17 protein-coding genes and 1 pseudogene are annotated in these 16,751 nt (G+C 43.6%); 11 read left to right on the plus strand and 7 right to left on the minus strand.

From position 1 onward, the window contains the following. Positions 1–88 precede the first annotated feature (88 nt). The 8 genes from AC6ESP_RS01655 to AC6ESP_RS01690 all read left to right on the plus strand — a co-directional run bounded on the left by AC6ESP_RS01655 (position 89) and on the right by AC6ESP_RS01690 (position 8,277). The gene (locus tag AC6ESP_RS01655; RefSeq protein ID WP_497095005.1) at positions 89–718 is read left to right on the plus strand and encodes a TetR/AcrR family transcriptional regulator; all 630 of its coding nucleotides are present in this window, start codon (positions 89–91) and stop codon (positions 716–718) included. Positions 719–747: 29 nt separating this feature from the next. Then, positions 748–3,087 carry an ABC transporter permease gene (locus AC6ESP_RS01660; RefSeq protein WP_497094917.1) on the plus strand — a complete coding sequence of 780 codons (2,340 nt, stop codon included), beginning with the start codon at positions 748–750 and terminating at the stop codon, positions 3,085–3,087. A gap of 15 nt (positions 3,088–3,102) precedes the next feature. After that, positions 3,103–3,870 carry an ABC transporter ATP-binding protein gene (locus AC6ESP_RS01665; protein WP_497095006.1) on the plus strand — a complete coding sequence of 256 codons (768 nt, stop codon included), beginning with the start codon at positions 3,103–3,105 and terminating at the stop codon, positions 3,868–3,870. A gap of 142 nt (positions 3,871–4,012) precedes the next feature. Then, the gene (locus AC6ESP_RS01670) at positions 4,013–4,342 is read left to right on the plus strand and encodes a PadR family transcriptional regulator (RefSeq protein ID WP_497094918.1); all 330 of its coding nucleotides are present in this window, start codon (positions 4,013–4,015) and stop codon (positions 4,340–4,342) included. 14 nt (positions 4,343–4,356) lie between these two features. Beyond that, the gene (locus tag AC6ESP_RS01675) at positions 4,357–5,223 is read left to right on the plus strand and encodes a pentapeptide repeat-containing protein (RefSeq protein WP_497094919.1); all 867 of its coding nucleotides are present in this window, start codon (positions 4,357–4,359) and stop codon (positions 5,221–5,223) included. Positions 5,224–5,237: 14 nt separating this feature from the next. Next, a complete protein-coding gene (locus tag AC6ESP_RS01680; protein ID WP_497094920.1) occupies positions 5,238–5,999 on the plus strand; it encodes an ABC transporter ATP-binding protein in 762 nt (253 codons plus the stop codon). Beyond that, positions 6,000–6,767, plus strand: a complete 768-nt coding sequence (locus AC6ESP_RS01685) for an ABC transporter permease (RefSeq protein ID WP_497094921.1) — start codon at positions 6,000–6,002, stop codon at positions 6,765–6,767. 628 nt (positions 6,768–7,395) lie between these two features. Next, a complete protein-coding gene (locus tag AC6ESP_RS01690) occupies positions 7,396–8,277 on the plus strand; it encodes a GNAT family N-acetyltransferase (RefSeq protein ID WP_497094922.1) in 882 nt (293 codons plus the stop codon). 246 nt (positions 8,278–8,523) lie between these two features. Here the strand turns inward: AC6ESP_RS01690 and AC6ESP_RS01695 are convergent, their stop codons facing one another. From AC6ESP_RS01695 to AC6ESP_RS01705, 3 genes are all read right to left on the minus strand, one after another. Next, positions 8,524–8,853: an MFS transporter gene (locus tag AC6ESP_RS01695; RefSeq protein ID WP_497095007.1), complete on the minus strand. Its 330-nt coding sequence runs from the start codon at positions 8,851–8,853 to the stop codon at positions 8,524–8,526. An 88-nt stretch (positions 8,854–8,941) separates the two neighbouring features. Then, positions 8,942–9,529, minus strand: a complete 588-nt coding sequence (locus AC6ESP_RS01700) for a TetR/AcrR family transcriptional regulator (protein ID WP_497094923.1) — start codon at positions 9,527–9,529, stop codon at positions 8,942–8,944. Between the two features lie 294 nt (positions 9,530–9,823). Beyond that, a complete protein-coding gene (locus AC6ESP_RS01705; protein ID WP_497094924.1) occupies positions 9,824–10,264 on the minus strand; it encodes a VOC family protein in 441 nt (146 codons plus the stop codon). Positions 10,265–10,502: 238 nt separating this feature from the next. On the opposite strand from AC6ESP_RS01705, the gene AC6ESP_RS01710 reads away from it, so the two are divergent. Continuing rightward, positions 10,503–11,114 (plus strand): TetR/AcrR family transcriptional regulator, encoded by a 612-nt coding sequence (locus AC6ESP_RS01710; RefSeq protein WP_497094925.1) that lies wholly within the window; start codon positions 10,503–10,505, stop codon positions 11,112–11,114. 25 nt (positions 11,115–11,139) lie between these two features. Then, positions 11,140–11,889, plus strand: a complete 750-nt coding sequence (locus tag AC6ESP_RS01715) for a (S)-benzoin forming benzil reductase (protein ID WP_497094926.1) — start codon at positions 11,140–11,142, stop codon at positions 11,887–11,889. A 199-nt stretch (positions 11,890–12,088) separates the two neighbouring features. Here AC6ESP_RS01715 and AC6ESP_RS01720 read toward each other — a convergent pair. Continuing rightward, positions 12,089–12,297 (minus strand): annotated as a pseudogene (locus AC6ESP_RS01720) (IS3 family transposase); the annotation flags it as partial. A gap of 23 nt (positions 12,298–12,320) precedes the next feature. Between AC6ESP_RS01720 and AC6ESP_RS01725 the strand changes: the two are divergent. Next, entirely contained in the window at positions 12,321–12,566 is a 246-nt protein-coding gene (locus tag AC6ESP_RS01725; protein WP_497094927.1) for a CDI toxin immunity protein, read from the plus strand. A 137-nt stretch (positions 12,567–12,703) separates the two neighbouring features. Here the strand turns inward: AC6ESP_RS01725 and AC6ESP_RS01730 are convergent, their stop codons facing one another. From AC6ESP_RS01730 to AC6ESP_RS01740, 3 genes are all read right to left on the minus strand, one after another. Next, the gene (locus AC6ESP_RS01730) at positions 12,704–13,906 is read right to left on the minus strand and encodes an IS110 family RNA-guided transposase (RefSeq protein ID WP_497094928.1); all 1,203 of its coding nucleotides are present in this window, start codon (positions 13,904–13,906) and stop codon (positions 12,704–12,706) included. Positions 13,907–14,268: 362 nt separating this feature from the next. Beyond that, complete coding sequence (locus tag AC6ESP_RS01735) at positions 14,269–16,392, minus strand: heavy metal translocating P-type ATPase (protein WP_497094929.1); 2,124 nt, start codon at positions 16,390–16,392, stop codon at positions 14,269–14,271. Then, positions 16,379–16,747, minus strand: a complete 369-nt coding sequence (locus AC6ESP_RS01740) for an ArsR/SmtB family transcription factor (protein ID WP_497094930.1) — start codon at positions 16,745–16,747, stop codon at positions 16,379–16,381. Before AC6ESP_RS01740 ends, AC6ESP_RS01735 begins: the two co-directional genes overlap by 14 nt. Positions 16,748–16,751 lie beyond the last annotated feature (4 nt).

Consider the following 16,751-nt stretch of genomic DNA (forward strand, 5'->3'; position numbering starts at 1 on the left):
TTTGTATGAGCATTGACGGAACAATTGGAACAATGTTACAATTTAATTGACCGACGGTCGGTCTATGTCGATGGAGGTAATAGAAATGATGAGAATCTCAAAAAAACCAGATGAGCGTAGAAGCGAAATATTGGATGCTGCCGAAGTACTCTTCGGGACCCAAGGATACTCCAAGACGACAATCAACGATATTTTACACAGGGTAAGCATTGCCAAGGGAACGTTCTACTACTACTTTCAATCCAAGGAAGAGGTAATGGATGCTATCGTTATGCGTTATATTGAGCTAGGGGTTGAGGCAGCCAAGAATATTGCTCAAGATCCCCAGCTTACAGCGCATGAGAAGATATTCCAGATCATTATGGCGCAAAAGCCTGACACAGGAAACAAAGAACAGATGATCGAACAGCTGCATCAGGTCAGTAATGCGGAAATGCATCAGAAAAGCCTAGTGGAAACCATACTTCAGCTAACCCCAGTCTTGGCGGATGTCATTGAACAAGGTATAGCGGAGGGGGTATTCCGGACGGCCTATCCCACAGAAACGATAGAATTCTTGCTCGTGTCTTCACAGTTTTTGTTCGATGAAGGTATCTTTGACTGGCAGCCACATGAGCTCATGAAGAAGGCGATAGCCTTTACATCCATTATGGAGATTACATTAGGTGCTGAGGCTGGAAGCTTTGGCTATATTCTCAATGTTATCAGCAAAGGCTGAATTAAGACGAGAGGAGTATTCCTTAGAAGATGCTAATAACCATGCTGAGGAAAGATTTTGTCAGGAAAAAAAGCATATCGGTTTCGTTGTTTGTTTTCATAACCTTATCGGCATACCTTGTTGCAAGTGGTTCGACGATTATGATGGAGTTATCACAATCCTTGAATGCACTGTTCACAGAGTCGAAAGCTCCGCATTTCGTCCAGATGCATGCTGGAGAAGTCGACCAATCCGCTATTGACCAATGGGTCTCGACCAGCAGCTTAATTGAGCAGCAGCAGACCGCTCCAATGCTCAATATCGAGGGAGTGAACCTCTATTTAGGCAATGACCCGAACCCTCAAAGTGAGAGTGTAATGGATCATTATCTCGTGCAGCAGAATCAATCATTTGATCTATTGCTAGGCTTGGAGAGTGGTGTCATTGAGGTAGCACAAGGTGAAATTGCGGTTCCCCTCTATTATCGGCAGCATAATGCTATTACTCTCGGAGACCAGATTACAGTAGCCAATCAAGCTTTTACAATGGCATTCACGGTTGTCGATTATGTTCGCGATGTTCAGATGAATCCATCGATTATTCATTCGAAGCGATTCGTCATCCATCAGGATGATTGGGATACGCTGAGCCGCCAAATGGGGGAAGTCGAGTATTTGATTGAGTTTCAATTGAAGGAAATAAGTGAGCTGAATGCGTTCAGGCTAGCTTATCAATCCTCAGGCTTGCCCCAGCAAGGTCCAAGCATCGATTATCCATTGTTCAAGGTTCTCAATGCGATAACAGACGGTATTCTGGCAGCTGTTATTATTGTTGTTAGTCTCCTGCTTAGTGTAATCGCCATTCTATGCTTGAGATTTACGATTCTAGCGGCGATAGAAGAGGACTATAAGGAAATCGGAATTATGAAGGCGATTGGGATCAGGCAGCGGGATATCAAAAGAATGTACCTGCTAAAGTATATCGTACTGGCAGCTTCGGCTTCTATAATCGGATATGCCGTTTCACTATTCACCAGCCAGCTTTTCACAGCGAATATCAAGCTCTATATGGGCACCTCCCCGAGGAGCTTGCTGCTATATGTAGTACCTTTTATTGCGGTAGTTGTCTTGCTGCTGCTTATAATCTATATGTGTGGGCTTACCCTGCGCAGGTTTAATCACATCACAGCTATTGAAGCGCTGCGTTCAGGAACAATAGGCGAAGCGCGGCTCCATCGTAAGTTTTTGACCTTACATAGAAGCCAATGGTTGAACGTTCCTGTATTCCTAGGAATAAGGGATGTCATCGTCCGATTCAGCTTGTATCGGTTGTTATTAGTGGTATTTATACTATCTGCCTTTATTATCGTCGTTCCTGTTAACCTTCTTCATACGGTTCAGTCGCCGAATTTCAATACGTACATGGGGATTGAACGAAGTGATCTGCGAGTTGATATGCAATACTCCGAGCATCTCGTGGACGATTTCAATCGAATGACCGCTTACTTGGACAGGGATAAGGAGGTAGAGCGTTACTCCCCGCTGCTTGTAAGCACATTTAAGATGATCAACAGTGACGGTATCTACGAGAACATTACGGTTGAAACGGGGGATTTCTCTGCGTTTCCGCTGGACTACTTGAAGGGCGGTGCACCTTCACGGAATCATGATATTGCACTGTCCTACTTGAATGGCAAGGAGCTGGGCAAGACGGTCGGTGATTCCATCCGATTAGTTATCGATGGTCAAGAGCAGGAAATGACGGTTAGCGGTATTTATCAAGATGTTACGAACGGCGGCCGAACAGCCAAAGCGATATTGTCTGTTAGTCCCGAAGCTGCTCTTCGCTATGAAGTTAGCATAGATGTGAAACCACAGGTCAGCATCAGTGAGAAGAGAGACGAATATGCGAAGGCTCTGTATCCTGCGAAGGTTACAGATCTAGCAGGCTATTTGACCCAAACGCTGGGCAATACCATTGAACAGCTGAAGCATATTACGATAGTTGCAATAGGTATTGCCTTACTGGTATCCATCCTTATCACGGCCTTATTCGTAAGGCTGATTGTGGCCAAGGATACCGCACAGATTGCGATCATGCGAAGCATTGGCTTCTCACTGAATGATATTCGCAAGCAATATGTGACTAGAGCGCTATTCGTATCAATCATTGGGATCATTCTTGGGACGGTGATTGCGAGTACTGCGGGAGAGAGCATAGCGGGAGCGCTGTTGTCATTTATGGGTGCAGCACAGATTAAATTTGTCATCGATCCCGTTCAAGCCTACATCATCATTCCGCTTATCTTGATGTTGGTTGTAACGGTAACCACTTTATTAAGTATCGTGGCGATCAAGAAAACCAGTATAGCTGAGATGAATGCGGATTAGAAAGGAATGAGAGCGTTGGAGATTGTATTGGAATCCAAAAATTTATCCAAAACATATACTTCTGATCATGGTACCCAGCAGCAGGTATTGCGAAATATCAATTTGCGAGTTGCAAAAGGGGAGTTCATCGCCGTTATGGGCCCATCAGGCTCGGGGAAATCAACCTTGCTCTATACCATTAGCGGCATGGACCAGCTGACGGCGGGGAATGTGGTAGTGAGCGGGAAGGAAATCTCGACTCTATCGGAACAAGAGCTGTCTCACTTGCGGTTGACGAGAATGGGGTTTGTCTTCCAGAACATTCATCTTCTCAAAAATTTAAGTGTATTCGACAACATCGTATTAACGGCATATTTGGCCAAAAAAACGAGTCGGCGTCAGACGAATGAGACAGCGAATGAGCTAATGCGTAGAGCGGGAATTACAGAGCTTGCCAGCCATGATATTACACAGGCTTCGGGCGGTCAGCTGCAAAGAGTTGCCATATGCAGAGCACTAATTAACAAGCCTGACATTATATTCTGCGATGAGCCTACGGGAGCTCTCAATTCCAAATCAGCGGGTGAGATTATGGAGCTGTTAGCAGAGATTAACCGTTCAGGGACAACGATTCTATTAGTAACACATGACGTGAAAGTTGCAGCGAAGACAGATCGTGTCCTGTTTATGCTGGATGGCAGTATTGTGGCTGAACAGCAGCTTGGCAAGTATATGCAAGAGCAGGAGGATAGCAAATTCAGAGAAGAGAAGCTCTCCAACTGGTTACTGACACTGGGTTTTTAAGAGGTATTGAAAGCCGCATAAATTGCGGCTTTTTTTGTTTTTAAGTACCATAACACACCACTTTTAGGCAAAGTAATCAATTAGTGATACTACCTTGACAGTCACAGTAGTGTGTTGTATTATTCAATTGCGAGGTGATTACATGAGTGAGAATAAAATTACATCCGACCTGCTGCGCGGACATACCGATACGATGATATTACGTCTCTTAACCGAAGCTGACCGCTATGGGTATGAGATTGTCAAGCTGATTGCCGAGCGCTCGGGCGGTGAGTATGAATTAAAGGAAGCCACGATGTACTCCAGCGTCCGACGGCTTGAGGCGGACGGTGATATAGAGTGGTTTTGGGGTGATGAATCTCAGGGTGGACGCCGTAAATATTTTAGAATTACCGAAAAGGGTAAGACTGCTTACGCCCGCAACAAAAGCAACTGGGAATATGCAAAGCGCGTGCTTGAAAACTTATTATAAGGAGAGATGATGCTATGAATGAGAAATTGACCAGCTATTTGAACGGTGTTTTCGCACCATACGATGAGGTAAAAAGCGTCAACGAATTAAAGGCCGACCTTCTTTCCGATTTGCAGGAACGATTCCGTGAACTCAAAGCCGAAGGCAAGGACGACGAAACCGCTTTTGAGATGACCATTGACAGCATCGGCGACATTGAGCAAACGGTACAGGAGGTTGCTAACCTCTCCCGATCGCTGGAACGTCAGGTGGTGACCAACTTTAGCGCAAGCAACCTGACGAATAGCGACTTTGCAGGCGTGAAGGCCCATAAAGGACAGTTTAAAGGCAGTGCGCTGCACGGTTCCGACTTTTCGGGCGCAGATTTGACCGGCAGTTTGTTTAAGAGCAGTGACGTACGCGAAGCTAATTTTGACGGCGCGAATCTGACGGACTGCAGTCTATCCGCACTTGACCTGGCAAATGCAAGCTTCAATAAGACGATCCTTGTACGAACCAATTTCAGCAAGTCGGGGCTCGACGGAGCCAAATTTACAGGAGTGAGACTGACCGACGTAACGTTAACGCTGACCGATCTTAGAAAAACGGTTTTTGAAGGTTGTTTATTTGATGGGGTTGACTTCAAGTACTCCGACTTGGGCGGACAGCGTTTTGACGGGCAGACCTTTATCGGTGTTAAGTTTGACAAGGCGGCACTGAACGGAGTTTCGTTTAGGGGAGCAACGCTTAAAAATGTATCTTTTATTTCAGGTTTTACGTTAACGAAGAAATATTATCGCGTCATTAAAACGATCTGCTTTGACGGAGCGATGATGGATAAGTTGACTTATGCCTCTCTTAAGGGCATGGAGGTTGATCTGTCTAAGGTTACCGTCATTTAAGGGGGGATAATAATATGCTAAACATATCAATTAAAGTAACAGGGCTCACAAAGTCCTATAAGGATCTTCAGGTCCTAAAGGGTGTAGATTTTGAGGTGGAAGAGGGCAGTATTTTCGCATTGCTCGGCTCCAACGGGGCAGGTAAGACTACGGTTGTCAAAATTCTCACCACTCTGCTCAAACAAGATGGCGGATCCGTTACCGTAAACGGATTCGATGTTGCTTCAAAACCCGAGAATGTGCGACAAGCGATTAGTCTGACCGGTCAATTTGCCGCCGTTGACGAATTATTGACCGGACGGGAAAATCTTATCTTGATTGCCAAGCTGCGATACCTTGAAAATCCACGACAGGTTGCAGAAGATTTGCTTAAAAGCTTCGGCCTGACAGAAGCTGCAGACCGCAGAGTATCCACTTATTCGGGTGGTATGCGACGCAGGCTCGACATCGCCTTGAGCCTTGTGGGAAAACCAAAGATCATATTCCTCGACGAGCCGACCACAGGACTCGACCCCGAGGCACGTATCGAGGTATGGAAGATTGTCAAAAAGCTTGCGGACGGCGGTACGACGGTCCTTTTAACCACACAGTATCTGGAAGAGGCAGAGCAGCTTGCCGATAAAATTGCTATTCTGCATGAGGGTAAGATTATTGCCAGCGGCACGCTCCCAGAGCTGAAAAAGATGTTCCCACTCGCAAAGGTGGAGTATGTTGAAAAACAGCCGACGTTAGAGGATATATTCCTTGCAATCGTCTGCAAAAGGGAGGGGAAGTAAATGGAGGGAGTCAAGAAGCATTTCTTCAGCGATATGAGCATTATGCTAGGACGTTCTATGCGTCATATTTCTCGCAGCATGGACACCATCATTACGGTCGCCATCACGCCGATTGCGTTGATGTTGCTGTTCGTCTATGTGTTCGGCGGTGCAATTCAAACCGGAACGGATAACTATGTGAATTACCTGCTGCCAGGTATACTTCTAATTGCCATTGCCAGCGGAATATCCTACACGGCTTTTCGACTGTTTAACGATGTGCAGAAGGGCATATTCGAGCGGTTTCAGACCATGCCCATTTCACGTTCTGCATTTCTTTGGGGACATGTACTCACCTCATTAGTATCCAACGCTATATCCCTCATCGTCATTATTCTCATAGCTTTGATTATGGGCTTTCATTCGTCGGCAGGGATACTGTCGTGGCTTGCGGTTGTCGGCATACTCGCTCTGTTTACGCTGGCATTAACTTGGATAGCGGCCATTGCAGGTCTATCTGCTAAAACGATTGATGGCGCAAGCGCCTTCTCCTACCCGCTTATCTTCCTGCCGTTTATCAGCTCGGCATTTGTTCCTACCGAATCGATGCCTTCGGTCGTTCGTGCCTTCGCTGAAAATCAGCCGGTGACCTCGATCGTAGAGGCTATCCGTGCGCTGCTATCAGATCAGCCAGTGGGCAATGATATATGGGTCGCTCTTGCGTGGTGCGTCGGGATTTTGAACGTTGCTTATTTCTTTGCTATGAGGGTGTATAAGAAGAGAGTGTGAAGAAGACATCATTATCCGAATGAGTTCGCGGGAACCGCGGGCTGTATTCATAAATGTAGTTGAGTAAATTAGCTAAAACATTATCGTTAATTGGGAACAATAGCTGAATAAGCACCTAGGACGAGGCTGCAGACATGAACGGCAGCCTCGTTGAGCTTTAGAGAATGAATCTACCAAAGTTGACTTGTTGGTCCAATTGTAAACTCATTAACGTTCGTATCTTCTTGAGCAGCTTCCATGCGCAATACTTCCATACACCTTTAATTTTCATCATCTGTGGAAATGACGACGAGAAATGGAATATATGAAAGCCCAGAGGCTTGTAAGAACGATGATTTTTTTGGAAATTCAGTCCCTTATAATTACTTAGAGGATATTTTTATAATCAAGATATATTTTTCATATTATAGTATCATTTTGATAGTGGTAAGAGGTGGGATACAGATCCGAGACTAAGATCGAAAATTCGATTTTAGAGAAGTTGCCTTTATTTGTACAGGTGAACCTCTATCGGGGTGAACCCCTTCAGTTATAATTTATCTTTACCACCGAACTATTGGAAGTGGCGGATATAGTTTATTTAAGGTTTTTGACATAAAAATAAATATATATTTTTTGGGGGATTGAAATGAAGATTGTTTTTAGAAGGTTCGATGACTCTTGTTACGATAAAGTTTGCGATTTTTTGATTGAATTATCAGAATATGACCGTAATCATATAAATTGGAATTGGGCAAGGTGGGAGTGGATGTTTTTCCATCCTGAATTCAATAGAGACTTAATGGATAAGATTGGCTTGTGGTATTGTAATGACGAGTTAGTAGGTATAGCAACCTATGACCACTATTTCGGTGAAGCATTTTTTGCAACTAAACAAGGGTTTGGAGAATTAGAAAAAGATATATTAGAATATGCGACTGCTACTTTCAGTAATGAAAATGGCCTTGGGATTGCGGTGAATGACAAGGATAATCACACTCTAGATTTATTGCGCAGTAATAAATTTGTGAAGAATGATCTGACTGAAAACATACTTGAACTTACCCTAGATAATGTTAGCCTTGATTATATAACTCCTGAAGGCATAACAGTAAAAAATATGGATATAAAAAATGACTTATATAAGCTTCATCATTTGCTATGGAAGGCATTTGACAACGAAGGATCTGTACCTGTTGATGAAGCTACTATGAGTAAGCAAAAAGTAATGTTGTCAGCAACGAATTTGAATCCATTCCTACATATTGTTGCTGAAAATGCAAATGGGGAATATGTTGCATACTGCGGCTTATGGTATAGTCAGAAAACGGATTATGTTTATGTTGAACCTGTATGCACAATTCCGGAGTATCGGTATAAGGGACTTGGTAAAGCAGTGGTTTTAGAAGCCTTGAAAAGAGGCCGCTCCTTAGGAGCTGAAAAAGCATATGTTATTTCTGATAGTTCTTTTTATAAGTCATTAGGCTTTCAACAGCATTCCCATTATACATTCTATTGGCATAACATCTGATATTTCAAGCATGGATTTATGGTTGTTCATTCTTTTTATATTTAGTACAGCTTAAATAGATTTGTGTCATTTATAGGATACTGTTTATGTGATCCAACAATATTATATGGTGAGATGCCAAAGACATCCGAGGAAGCGTTGTCAACAGAACAGCTTATGCTGAATCAGTATTTTATAAAGATGTAATTAGAAATTTGAAGGGAGTGATCGGCATGAAACGCCGGGCTATTATTACTAATGTTACTTTTAGGGCTTCTCGGGAGGAACGATTTTGGCAGCTGCACCGAATGCTGCGACAATATAAACGCCTGAACTTACACCCAGAATAATGCGGGACACAATCAAGGTGGAGATATCCGAACTCCAGAAGGAGAGCAAGCACCCCATGATGAAAGCTGCCAATGCACCTAACAGCACTTTTCTGCGTCCCATGCGGGATGTCAGTGATACCAGGAGAGGCGTTCCAATGGCAAAGGCTAGCGAGTAGGCCGTGATCAATTGCCCCGCAAAGGCGATGGAAATGTTTAAGTCTTTTGCGAGTACACGCAGGATTCCGGCGACAACAGGGGAGGATATTTGTAATCGGAAAAATGCATCTGTCTAAGGTCGCTCTTAGAGAGATGATTTTATCAATATATCCGGTTAACGTTACGATGATTGCGGATCAATCATTGACGAAGCCTTTCAGAGAATGAGAAATAACGGACATCGTTTCCTCCAACGACTGACTGTCAGTCGAACTTTGTGCGATCCACAACGCAGATTCATTCAGGGCACCTGAGAGAAAATGAGCCATTGCGTTTAATGGTACCGGCTTAAGGTAACCTCGCCGCTGCATCAGCTGTAGTTGCTCGCGCAAGTGCCGCATCGAGTTCTCTTCATCCATTCTGCGCCAGGCTTCCCAACCCAACACGGCCGGACCGTCAATGAGCAAAATCCGCCTAATTCGTGGCTCAACAGCTGCCGCGACAAATGCGCGGCATCCCAGAATTAATTGCTCCCATGCATCATCGCTTTGGGTTGCCGCTGCTTCAACACGCTCGCCGATCTCCGTCTGAACGGACCTCAGGACAGCTTGAAACAAACCTTTCTTACTGCCAAAATGATGGTAAAGTGCGCCTCGCGTCAGCTTGGCCTCAGTCACGATTTCCTCCATAGAAGATTCCGCATACCCATACTCTGTAAAGTGCTTCCTGGCCACTTCTACCAGCTTGACAATCGTTTCATACGCTTCTTCCTTGCTTCTTTTCATATCTGTATAATCTCCTGTTTTCCGTATATTTCTCAAAAAGCTTCAAGAGCTTAATGGCATTCCTGTCCCTACGATTTTACCTGAGACCTTAACTCATGATGAGCAATCCAGGACATGTGAATTCCTCCTCGTTTTATTCGATCCCGAAGCCAATCCAACGTCACATCTTTGTAATCTTTTGTCAGATCGTTCACAATTAACTATCGACATTCTCACATAGAGAGGAGGGTCGTCCAATAAAAGTTCAAGTAAAGCCAAATTATGTAGTTATCGACGTATTCCTACCTTACCGTCTTATTCCTCTTTCAGCCATAACTTCTCATTGTACTGCTCGTTATACGCGGAGGAAGGAGGGATGATTTTAATCACATCGATCAACACACCGTTTGGATCGCTCGTAATGAAATGCCGCTGTCCGAACTCTTCGTCCCGGATATCGTGCTGCAGGGGAAGCTTATCCCGCTTAATAAGTCTTACGTACTCCGCGTCCACATCATCCACTTCAAAGTTGAGAACTAGTCCGTTCACCGAATGTCGGTAGGCTGCGGGTACACTAGGATGTCCAGACTCCAGGATAGCCAGCTCGAATGCCGTTTCAGTATCCCGGGGCAATCGCAAACTTACATACCAATCGGCTTCGAATACAGTCTCAAATCCGAAATGATTTCGATAAAACTCGGCGCTTGATACCACATGTTCGGTCAAAATAACTGGATAAAAACTAGAAATTTTCATAGTAAATTCTCCTTTACATTTCAATAAGTCGATCATAACATACATTCTGTATGTATGTAAATAAGAGATAAGGGTTACATGATCGGCAGCCTCATTACGCTAACGGGCAGCATAGTTTGATACATTTTCATATCAGATGATGTAATTACTGTGACTTTTCATTCTTTTTTAACGACCGTTCATTAAATTATTGACTTGTTTGGGAGTATCCCAGTATAATTTTGCTTATGAACATGGAATGGAGGAATATCCCATTAAAAAAAAGGAAATCACATCAACACATCTTATCGAAGTGTCTTTTGAGCTGTTTGCCGAGCATGGATTGGAGAAAGTCAGCTTAGGAATGATTGCCAAAAAAGCAGGGCTAACCAAGTCGTCCATCTATTATCATTTTGCTTCAAAAGAGGAATTGCTTAGCCGAACTTTTGACCATATGTTCAGTGAACATCAATTTTCTAGCTATTTTAAAATTGACCTTGCCAACAAATACAATTTCTGCGAACTATTGTTTCAAGGTGGATTAAATATGCTACCTAAGAAAGATATGAATCATCATGCCTCCCTTCGCGTCTTAAATGAATTTATGACTCTTGCCGAGCGTGACGAGCAGTACAGAAATCGAATCATAAGTATTCAGCATGACTTTATTCGCGGATTCAGCCGACTGCTGTCGATGGGAGCGGAGTGGGGGATTGTCCCATCGGATCACTTAGACGAAAAAGCAACCTTACTTGCCCTTACAATAGATCACCTGTCAAGATGCATGATGCTTAAGTTGGAACTAGACTATCCATCCTTATGGCAAGAAGCTGTTAACAGCTTTCTTTATCTCAACAATCAAATTAAATGATTCTAATTGTAACGGAGGATTAACGATGAAGGCTTTTATCATTACAGGTACTTCAAGGGGCATTGGAGAAGCCCTGGTGGAACAGCTGCTGTCCTCTGAGAACAGCTTATATTGTGTTTCAAGAAGCGCGAACGTTAGACTGGAAGAATTAGCTGCCATACGGAAAGCAAAGTTGAGTTCATTCACCTTCGACTTGCACGAGCTAACCGGAATCAGCCGTTTTATGGAAGAAGTTTTTCGCTCCATCAAACAGGAGGCAGATCTGGAAGGCATCTATTTGATCAACAATGCTGGCATACTAGCCCCTGTTATGCCAATTGAACATTGTGATACGGAGTTAATTATTCAGAATGTGACAATTAACCTGCTCGCTCCAATGATACTCACTTCACGTTTTATTGAAATGACAAAGGAGTTGGCCGTAGACAAAAGGGTTATGAATGTATCGTCTGGCTCGGCCAAATTTTTACTACCCGCCCAAAGTTGTTACAGCACTGCAAAGGCAGGGCTTGATTCATTCTCCAAAAGCATTCATCTTGAACAGCAACACGCACCCAACTCAGTAAAAATTGCTTCAGTATATCCAGGAATGATTAATACTCGTATGCAGGAAGAAATACGTTCCACAAGTAAAGAATACTTCCCTTATGTTGATCAATTTATCAAGTTGGAGCAAGAAGGTTTGCTTCAGACCCCTGAATATACAGCTGGAAAACTGCTGGAGCTACTTTTGAGTGAACATTACGGCCAATTACCGTTGGTCGAACAATTGTAAAGTCTGCAATTATTATTTGTCTAATGAAAAGGGTTCTGAAACGAACTTAAAATAATGACATACCAGCAGAGATTAGGCAATTGGAAAACGAAAATAAGACATGACGGTAGCCGGCCATATGAAGTGACCCCTTAAAGTTAGACAAATATTTTTATGCAACCTGTTGAACATGAGCTCGGTATTGTACCGGACTCATGCCTTATAATTTTGACTTGATGCGCTTGTGATTGTAGTAATCAATGTTATCGTGCATAAAGAATTTCCGACTTCATAATGCAAAGAAGTTTTCATTACTGCATTGTCGTAGCAATTTCCTTGGCGCGACATGCTCTGGGTAATCCCTTGTTTCTTCAATGCATGTTGATATTAAATCATCTGGTAGTGACAACCTTGATCCGAGTGCAGGAGGAGTTCATTGGAGTTCATCTTCGTTGGATAAGCGTTTAAAGGCCTTATTTATCCAAGTAATCGGAGAGGTTGGGGAGGAAGTATTCATTCTCTGGAGTACTGGAAGTCAATCTGCTTTAAAGTCCCAACTTTGTACAGTATTAAGTGCTATTGATGATGTGATGGCGGTTGGTGTAGACACTTTCGTTTTTTCTCCTTCCAGATTTGTTATCGAATTTCATCATGAAGGAGAAATAATAGTCGGTTTCGAGAACCAGACACTGTCTTAAGCTAAAACCAGCTAATATCTTGTCAACATTTTTCTCTTAAATTTATTTAGCGATGGCAGTATACTAAAAATAGGCGTGCTAAAGAACCTTCTCTGTATATGCTGGAAGGTTTTTCGTTTGAATGATAAATATGCTAATTAAGCTATGTCGACAAAGCTTTCTTGCTTCACTAATAATGCATAAATCCAGTGCAGGAGCTTGTTAACACACGCTATCAGAGCAACGCGATAAGGCTTTCCTGATTCACGTTTCTTGTCGTAAAACTCACGTAGTTTCTTGCTACCTGACTTCCTAAGTCCACACAATACGGCGAGATATAAGGCGTGTCGTAGCTTCTTTGAACCACGTTTGGTAATGCGATTACTGGTCGCTGTGAACTTACCTGAAGCATAGACACTAGGGTCTATTCCTGCGAAAGCAACCAGCTTTTTAGCGTGATTAAACCGATGGATCTCCCCGATCTCAGACAGAATCGTTGCAGCGATTTTGCCTCCTATACCGGGTATCGATTGGATAATCTGATAAGCTTCAACTTCTTCAGCAAGGGCATCAACCTGACTTCGTAGATGGGAAAGATGCTCTTGGTACTGAAGGAGTAAATCGATGTACAACGCTAAGATAATCAAATGGCTACTGTAGCTTACTTTCTGAAAAGGATTGCTCGTTGCAGCTGCCACGATAAGGCCTGCTTTTTCGTCAGCCCAGCGATCAGAACGACTTGGGCATAGGCATGCAATTGCGTGAGCGATATTCGCTTCTCCAGCAACTTGAAAGGCTGTAGGAGTGGTGAATTGCTTAAGAAGTAGTAATGAAACTCTTGAATAGAGATCACCGAAGATGCCTCTGTAGTCCGGGAAAACCTGATCTAACACGGCTTGGAACTGCAGTTTTACCTGTACATACATTTGTGTAAGAGAGTCATACTGACGTGTTAAATGTCTAAGATTCAATAATTGAACGCCACGTTTTTTATGGTCTTCAAATTCCTCTTTGTAATACAGTTCACATAGCCGATAGGCATCAATCGCATCTGTTTTCACTTTGCGTAGACTTGATTTCTTGGCTTGATGTGAAATTAGAGGATTTACAACTAAGAACAAAATGCCGTGTTCCTCTAAATACTGGATAACGGCTTGGTGATAGTGTCCCGTGGATTCCAGAATAACTATCGGGGCTTTTTCAGCCTTAATTTGTACGTTGGTAATGACGTCTAGAAGCTGCTTAAGACCATCTTGGTTATGCTGAATACAAAATGAATGTCCAAAGGGTTGGCCTTTGTCTAAGAAAACTTGCCCATCACTTTTACCTTTTGAAATATCCAGGCCAATAACTGGATTCATGAAAAACACTCCCTCTCATGTATATTGCCGGCACCCCTAAGTACTGCTCATAGTTCCACAACATCGCTTGTTATGCGAGATCTGTTCGTCTCAACCAGCTTAAACATGGTTTCTATAAGTAGGGGGCGATCAGTTTTAGCGACGGGTTACGGACCCAGGGGAACGACCGATCTGCCCCGGCTACTGACAAATACACCACCAAAATAAAAAGTGGTCAACCAGTAATAACTGGCTGACCTCATAATACGACTGGGAACGATAGTTGAATAAACAAGGAGCAGTTTAATACGGCGGCTGCTCCCTTTCTTTATTAAGCTAACGAGCATGATAGTGTATTAGAGGCGGCCTAATAATCAATTATATTATTTCTTTTTAACTTTCAACAGCCTCAGGCTATTAAGTGTCACAATAAGCGTTGCCCCCATATCGGCTAAGATCGCAAGCCATAAGGTCAGCCATCCGGGAACAATAAGTACTAGAGCAAGCAGCTTAATTCCTAAAGAAAACGCTACGTTTTGTTTGATGATCGAAAGCGTCTTTTTGCTTAGACGGATCGTATAAGGCAGCTTGCGCAAATCGTCGGCCATTAATGCGATATCAGCTGTCTCCAGCGCAGTGTCAGTACCCGCGCCGCCCATTGCAATACCGACGTTGGAGGCTGCCAGTGCAGGTGCATCATTCACGCCATCACCGACCATTGCAACACTTGCATAGCTATTCCTGAGCTTCTTGATGTGTTCGAGCTTGTCTTGTGGCAGCAATTCTGCCTTGATTTCGGACACGCCCAACTGCTCGCCAATAGCATTGGCCGTCGCTTGATTGTCACCTGTTAGCATGATCGTCTTTTTAACACCGATAGAATGCAGTTCGTCAATCACGGATTTGCTTGAATCGCGTACAGCATCAGCCACCGCTATTAAGGCGAGCACTATTTCCTGAGTCCCCAGAACCATAACCGTTTTCCCTTGCGTCTGCAGCGTAATGATTTGCTCGCGTGTTGTTTCAATGACTTCTAATTGCAGTTCATCAAACAGCTTAGGACTGCCTATAAAGTATACTTGACCGCCTATTGAAGCTGTTACACCTTTACCTGTGATCGACTGGAATTCATCAACCGGTAACGCCAAATCAGCGCCCATTTGTACGGCTTTACGAACAATTGCGGATGCTAGCGGATGCTGAGACCCTTTTTCAATTACTGCTGCAATCGAAAGTAATTCAGTTTCGTTGCGACCACCAAAAGCAACAACCTCCGTCACTTCAGGAAAACCCTTGGTTAGTGTCCCCGTTTTATCAAATGCTATAGCTGTGATGCGCCCCGCCTCTTCGAGGTAGATACCGCCTTTGATTAGTACACCATTCCTGGCTGCGTTGCCGATTGCGGTAACGATTGAAATTGGAGTGGAAATGACCAATGCGCAAGGGCATCCTACCACAAGCAGCGAAAGACCACGGTAAATCCAATCTTCCCAGTCTGCGCCAATTAAAGGAGGAACAACAGCGATTCCTATAGCCAACACCATAATAACCGGCGTGTAGTATTTAGCAAAACGGTCTACAAACGCCTGAGAAGGTGCACGTTCGGCCTGCGCTTCTTCTACAAGGTGAATGATTTTAGAGATCGTCGTATCTTCAACTCGCTTGGTGACTCTAACCTCAAGTAAGCCTTCCTCATTCAAGGTGCCAGCGAATACTTCGTCATCAATGGTTCTAGTGACGGGAACAGATTCGCCTGTAATAGCTGCCTGAATGACCGTCGAAGTCCCCTTGATTACAACACCATCCATTGCTAGCTTTTGACCTGGCTTCACGATCATTACGTCGCCAACTTGAATATCATCTACACTCACAGTCAGTTCGGCCGAACCGCGCCGAATCAGAGCTTCTGTAGGTGATATGTCCATAAGTGAGCGAATAGATTGTCTTGCTTTTTGCATAGAGTATCGTTCCAGCGCTTCACTAATCGCAAAGAGCACAACGACTAGGGCACCTTCACCCCATTCTCCAATAGCAGCCGCACCAATAATTGCGACAGTCATCAGTGTATTCATGTCAAACTGGAGTTTAAAGAAATTCTTGATTCCTTTTAGAAAGAGCTTAAAACCACCAATAAAAATAGCAATGCCAAAGGCCAAGGCTGTTACAAGTTCTTCTTCCCCGTAACTATAAGTGAGAGCATATCCAACAGCCATTAACAAAATGGAAAGCAGAACATTCCAATTTTCTTTCCAAAAGGGTTCTTTCTTTTCAATGATTTTCTGCTTTTCAGGTATTAGCTTCAGGTTTTCAAAAGCGCCTGCCTTTTCCAGTTCCTCGATAGTGGTATCACCAATGACTGTAATCTTGGCTGCGCCGAAGTTAACCTGAGCATCTGTAACACCAGGGAGATTCTTTACATTCCTTTCAAATTTCCCCGCACAATTTGTACAGGTAAATCCCTGTACTCGGTAAACCTGCTTTTCATTGTTTATCTCATGTGGTTGCATTTGCAAGCAACTCCTTATTATGCGTTGAAGCCAGCTGAATGAATTGCCGAACTTGCTCCACCTCTATAGAGTAAAAAGCCAGTTTCCCTTCCTTTCGGTATTTGGCCAATCCAAGCTGCTTGAGCGATCTCAGATGATGAGATGCAGTTGCTAAGGAGGAACCAATGATGTTGGCAACATCACACACGCACAGTTCATCTTCTTCACACAAAGCGAAAGCAATTTTCATACGGGTTTCATCGGCAAGCACCTTGAACATCTTGGCCATGCCATGAATATCTTGCTGCTTAAGAGCTTCTTGCACCTTGCGTACTTTGGGCTCGTCATAACAGTAAATTTCGCAGCTGTCTTTCATTCCG

It is taken from the genome of Paenibacillus xinjiangensis (assembly GCF_059686975.1).

What these genes read in the sequence shown, in the direction of transcription:
- AC6ESP_RS01675 (WP_497094919.1), top strand. Translation starts at nt 4,357, where the DNA reads ATGAATGAGAAATTGACCAGCTATTTGAACGGTGTTTTCGCACCATAC.
- AC6ESP_RS01660 (WP_497094917.1), top strand. Translation starts at nt 748, where the DNA reads ATGCTAATAACCATGCTGAGGAAAGATTTTGTCAGGAAAAAAAGCATA.
- AC6ESP_RS01715 (WP_497094926.1), top strand. Translation starts at nt 11,140, where the DNA reads ATGAAGGCTTTTATCATTACAGGTACTTCAAGGGGCATTGGAGAAGCC.
- AC6ESP_RS01740 (WP_497094930.1), bottom strand. Translation starts at nt 16,747, where the DNA reads ATGAAAGACAGCTGCGAAATTTACTGTTATGACGAGCCCAAAGTACGC.
- AC6ESP_RS01735 (WP_497094929.1), bottom strand. Translation starts at nt 16,392, where the DNA reads ATGCAACCACATGAGATAAACAATGAAAAGCAGGTTTACCGAGTACAG.
- AC6ESP_RS01685 (WP_497094921.1), top strand. Translation starts at nt 6,000, where the DNA reads ATGGAGGGAGTCAAGAAGCATTTCTTCAGCGATATGAGCATTATGCTA.
- AC6ESP_RS01705 (WP_497094924.1), bottom strand. Translation starts at nt 10,264, where the DNA reads ATGAAAATTTCTAGTTTTTATCCAGTTATTTTGACCGAACATGTGGTA.
- AC6ESP_RS01710 (WP_497094925.1), top strand. Translation starts at nt 10,503, where the DNA reads ATGGAGGAATATCCCATTAAAAAAAAGGAAATCACATCAACACATCTT.
- AC6ESP_RS01700 (WP_497094923.1), bottom strand. Translation starts at nt 9,529, where the DNA reads ATGAAAAGAAGCAAGGAAGAAGCGTATGAAACGATTGTCAAGCTGGTA.
- AC6ESP_RS01690 (WP_497094922.1), top strand. Translation starts at nt 7,396, where the DNA reads ATGAAGATTGTTTTTAGAAGGTTCGATGACTCTTGTTACGATAAAGTT.
- AC6ESP_RS01655 (WP_497095005.1), top strand. Translation starts at nt 89, where the DNA reads ATGAGAATCTCAAAAAAACCAGATGAGCGTAGAAGCGAAATATTGGAT.
- AC6ESP_RS01680 (WP_497094920.1), top strand. Translation starts at nt 5,238, where the DNA reads ATGCTAAACATATCAATTAAAGTAACAGGGCTCACAAAGTCCTATAAG.
- AC6ESP_RS01730 (WP_497094928.1), bottom strand. Translation starts at nt 13,906, where the DNA reads ATGAATCCAGTTATTGGCCTGGATATTTCAAAAGGTAAAAGTGATGGG.
- AC6ESP_RS01670 (WP_497094918.1), top strand. Translation starts at nt 4,013, where the DNA reads ATGAGTGAGAATAAAATTACATCCGACCTGCTGCGCGGACATACCGAT.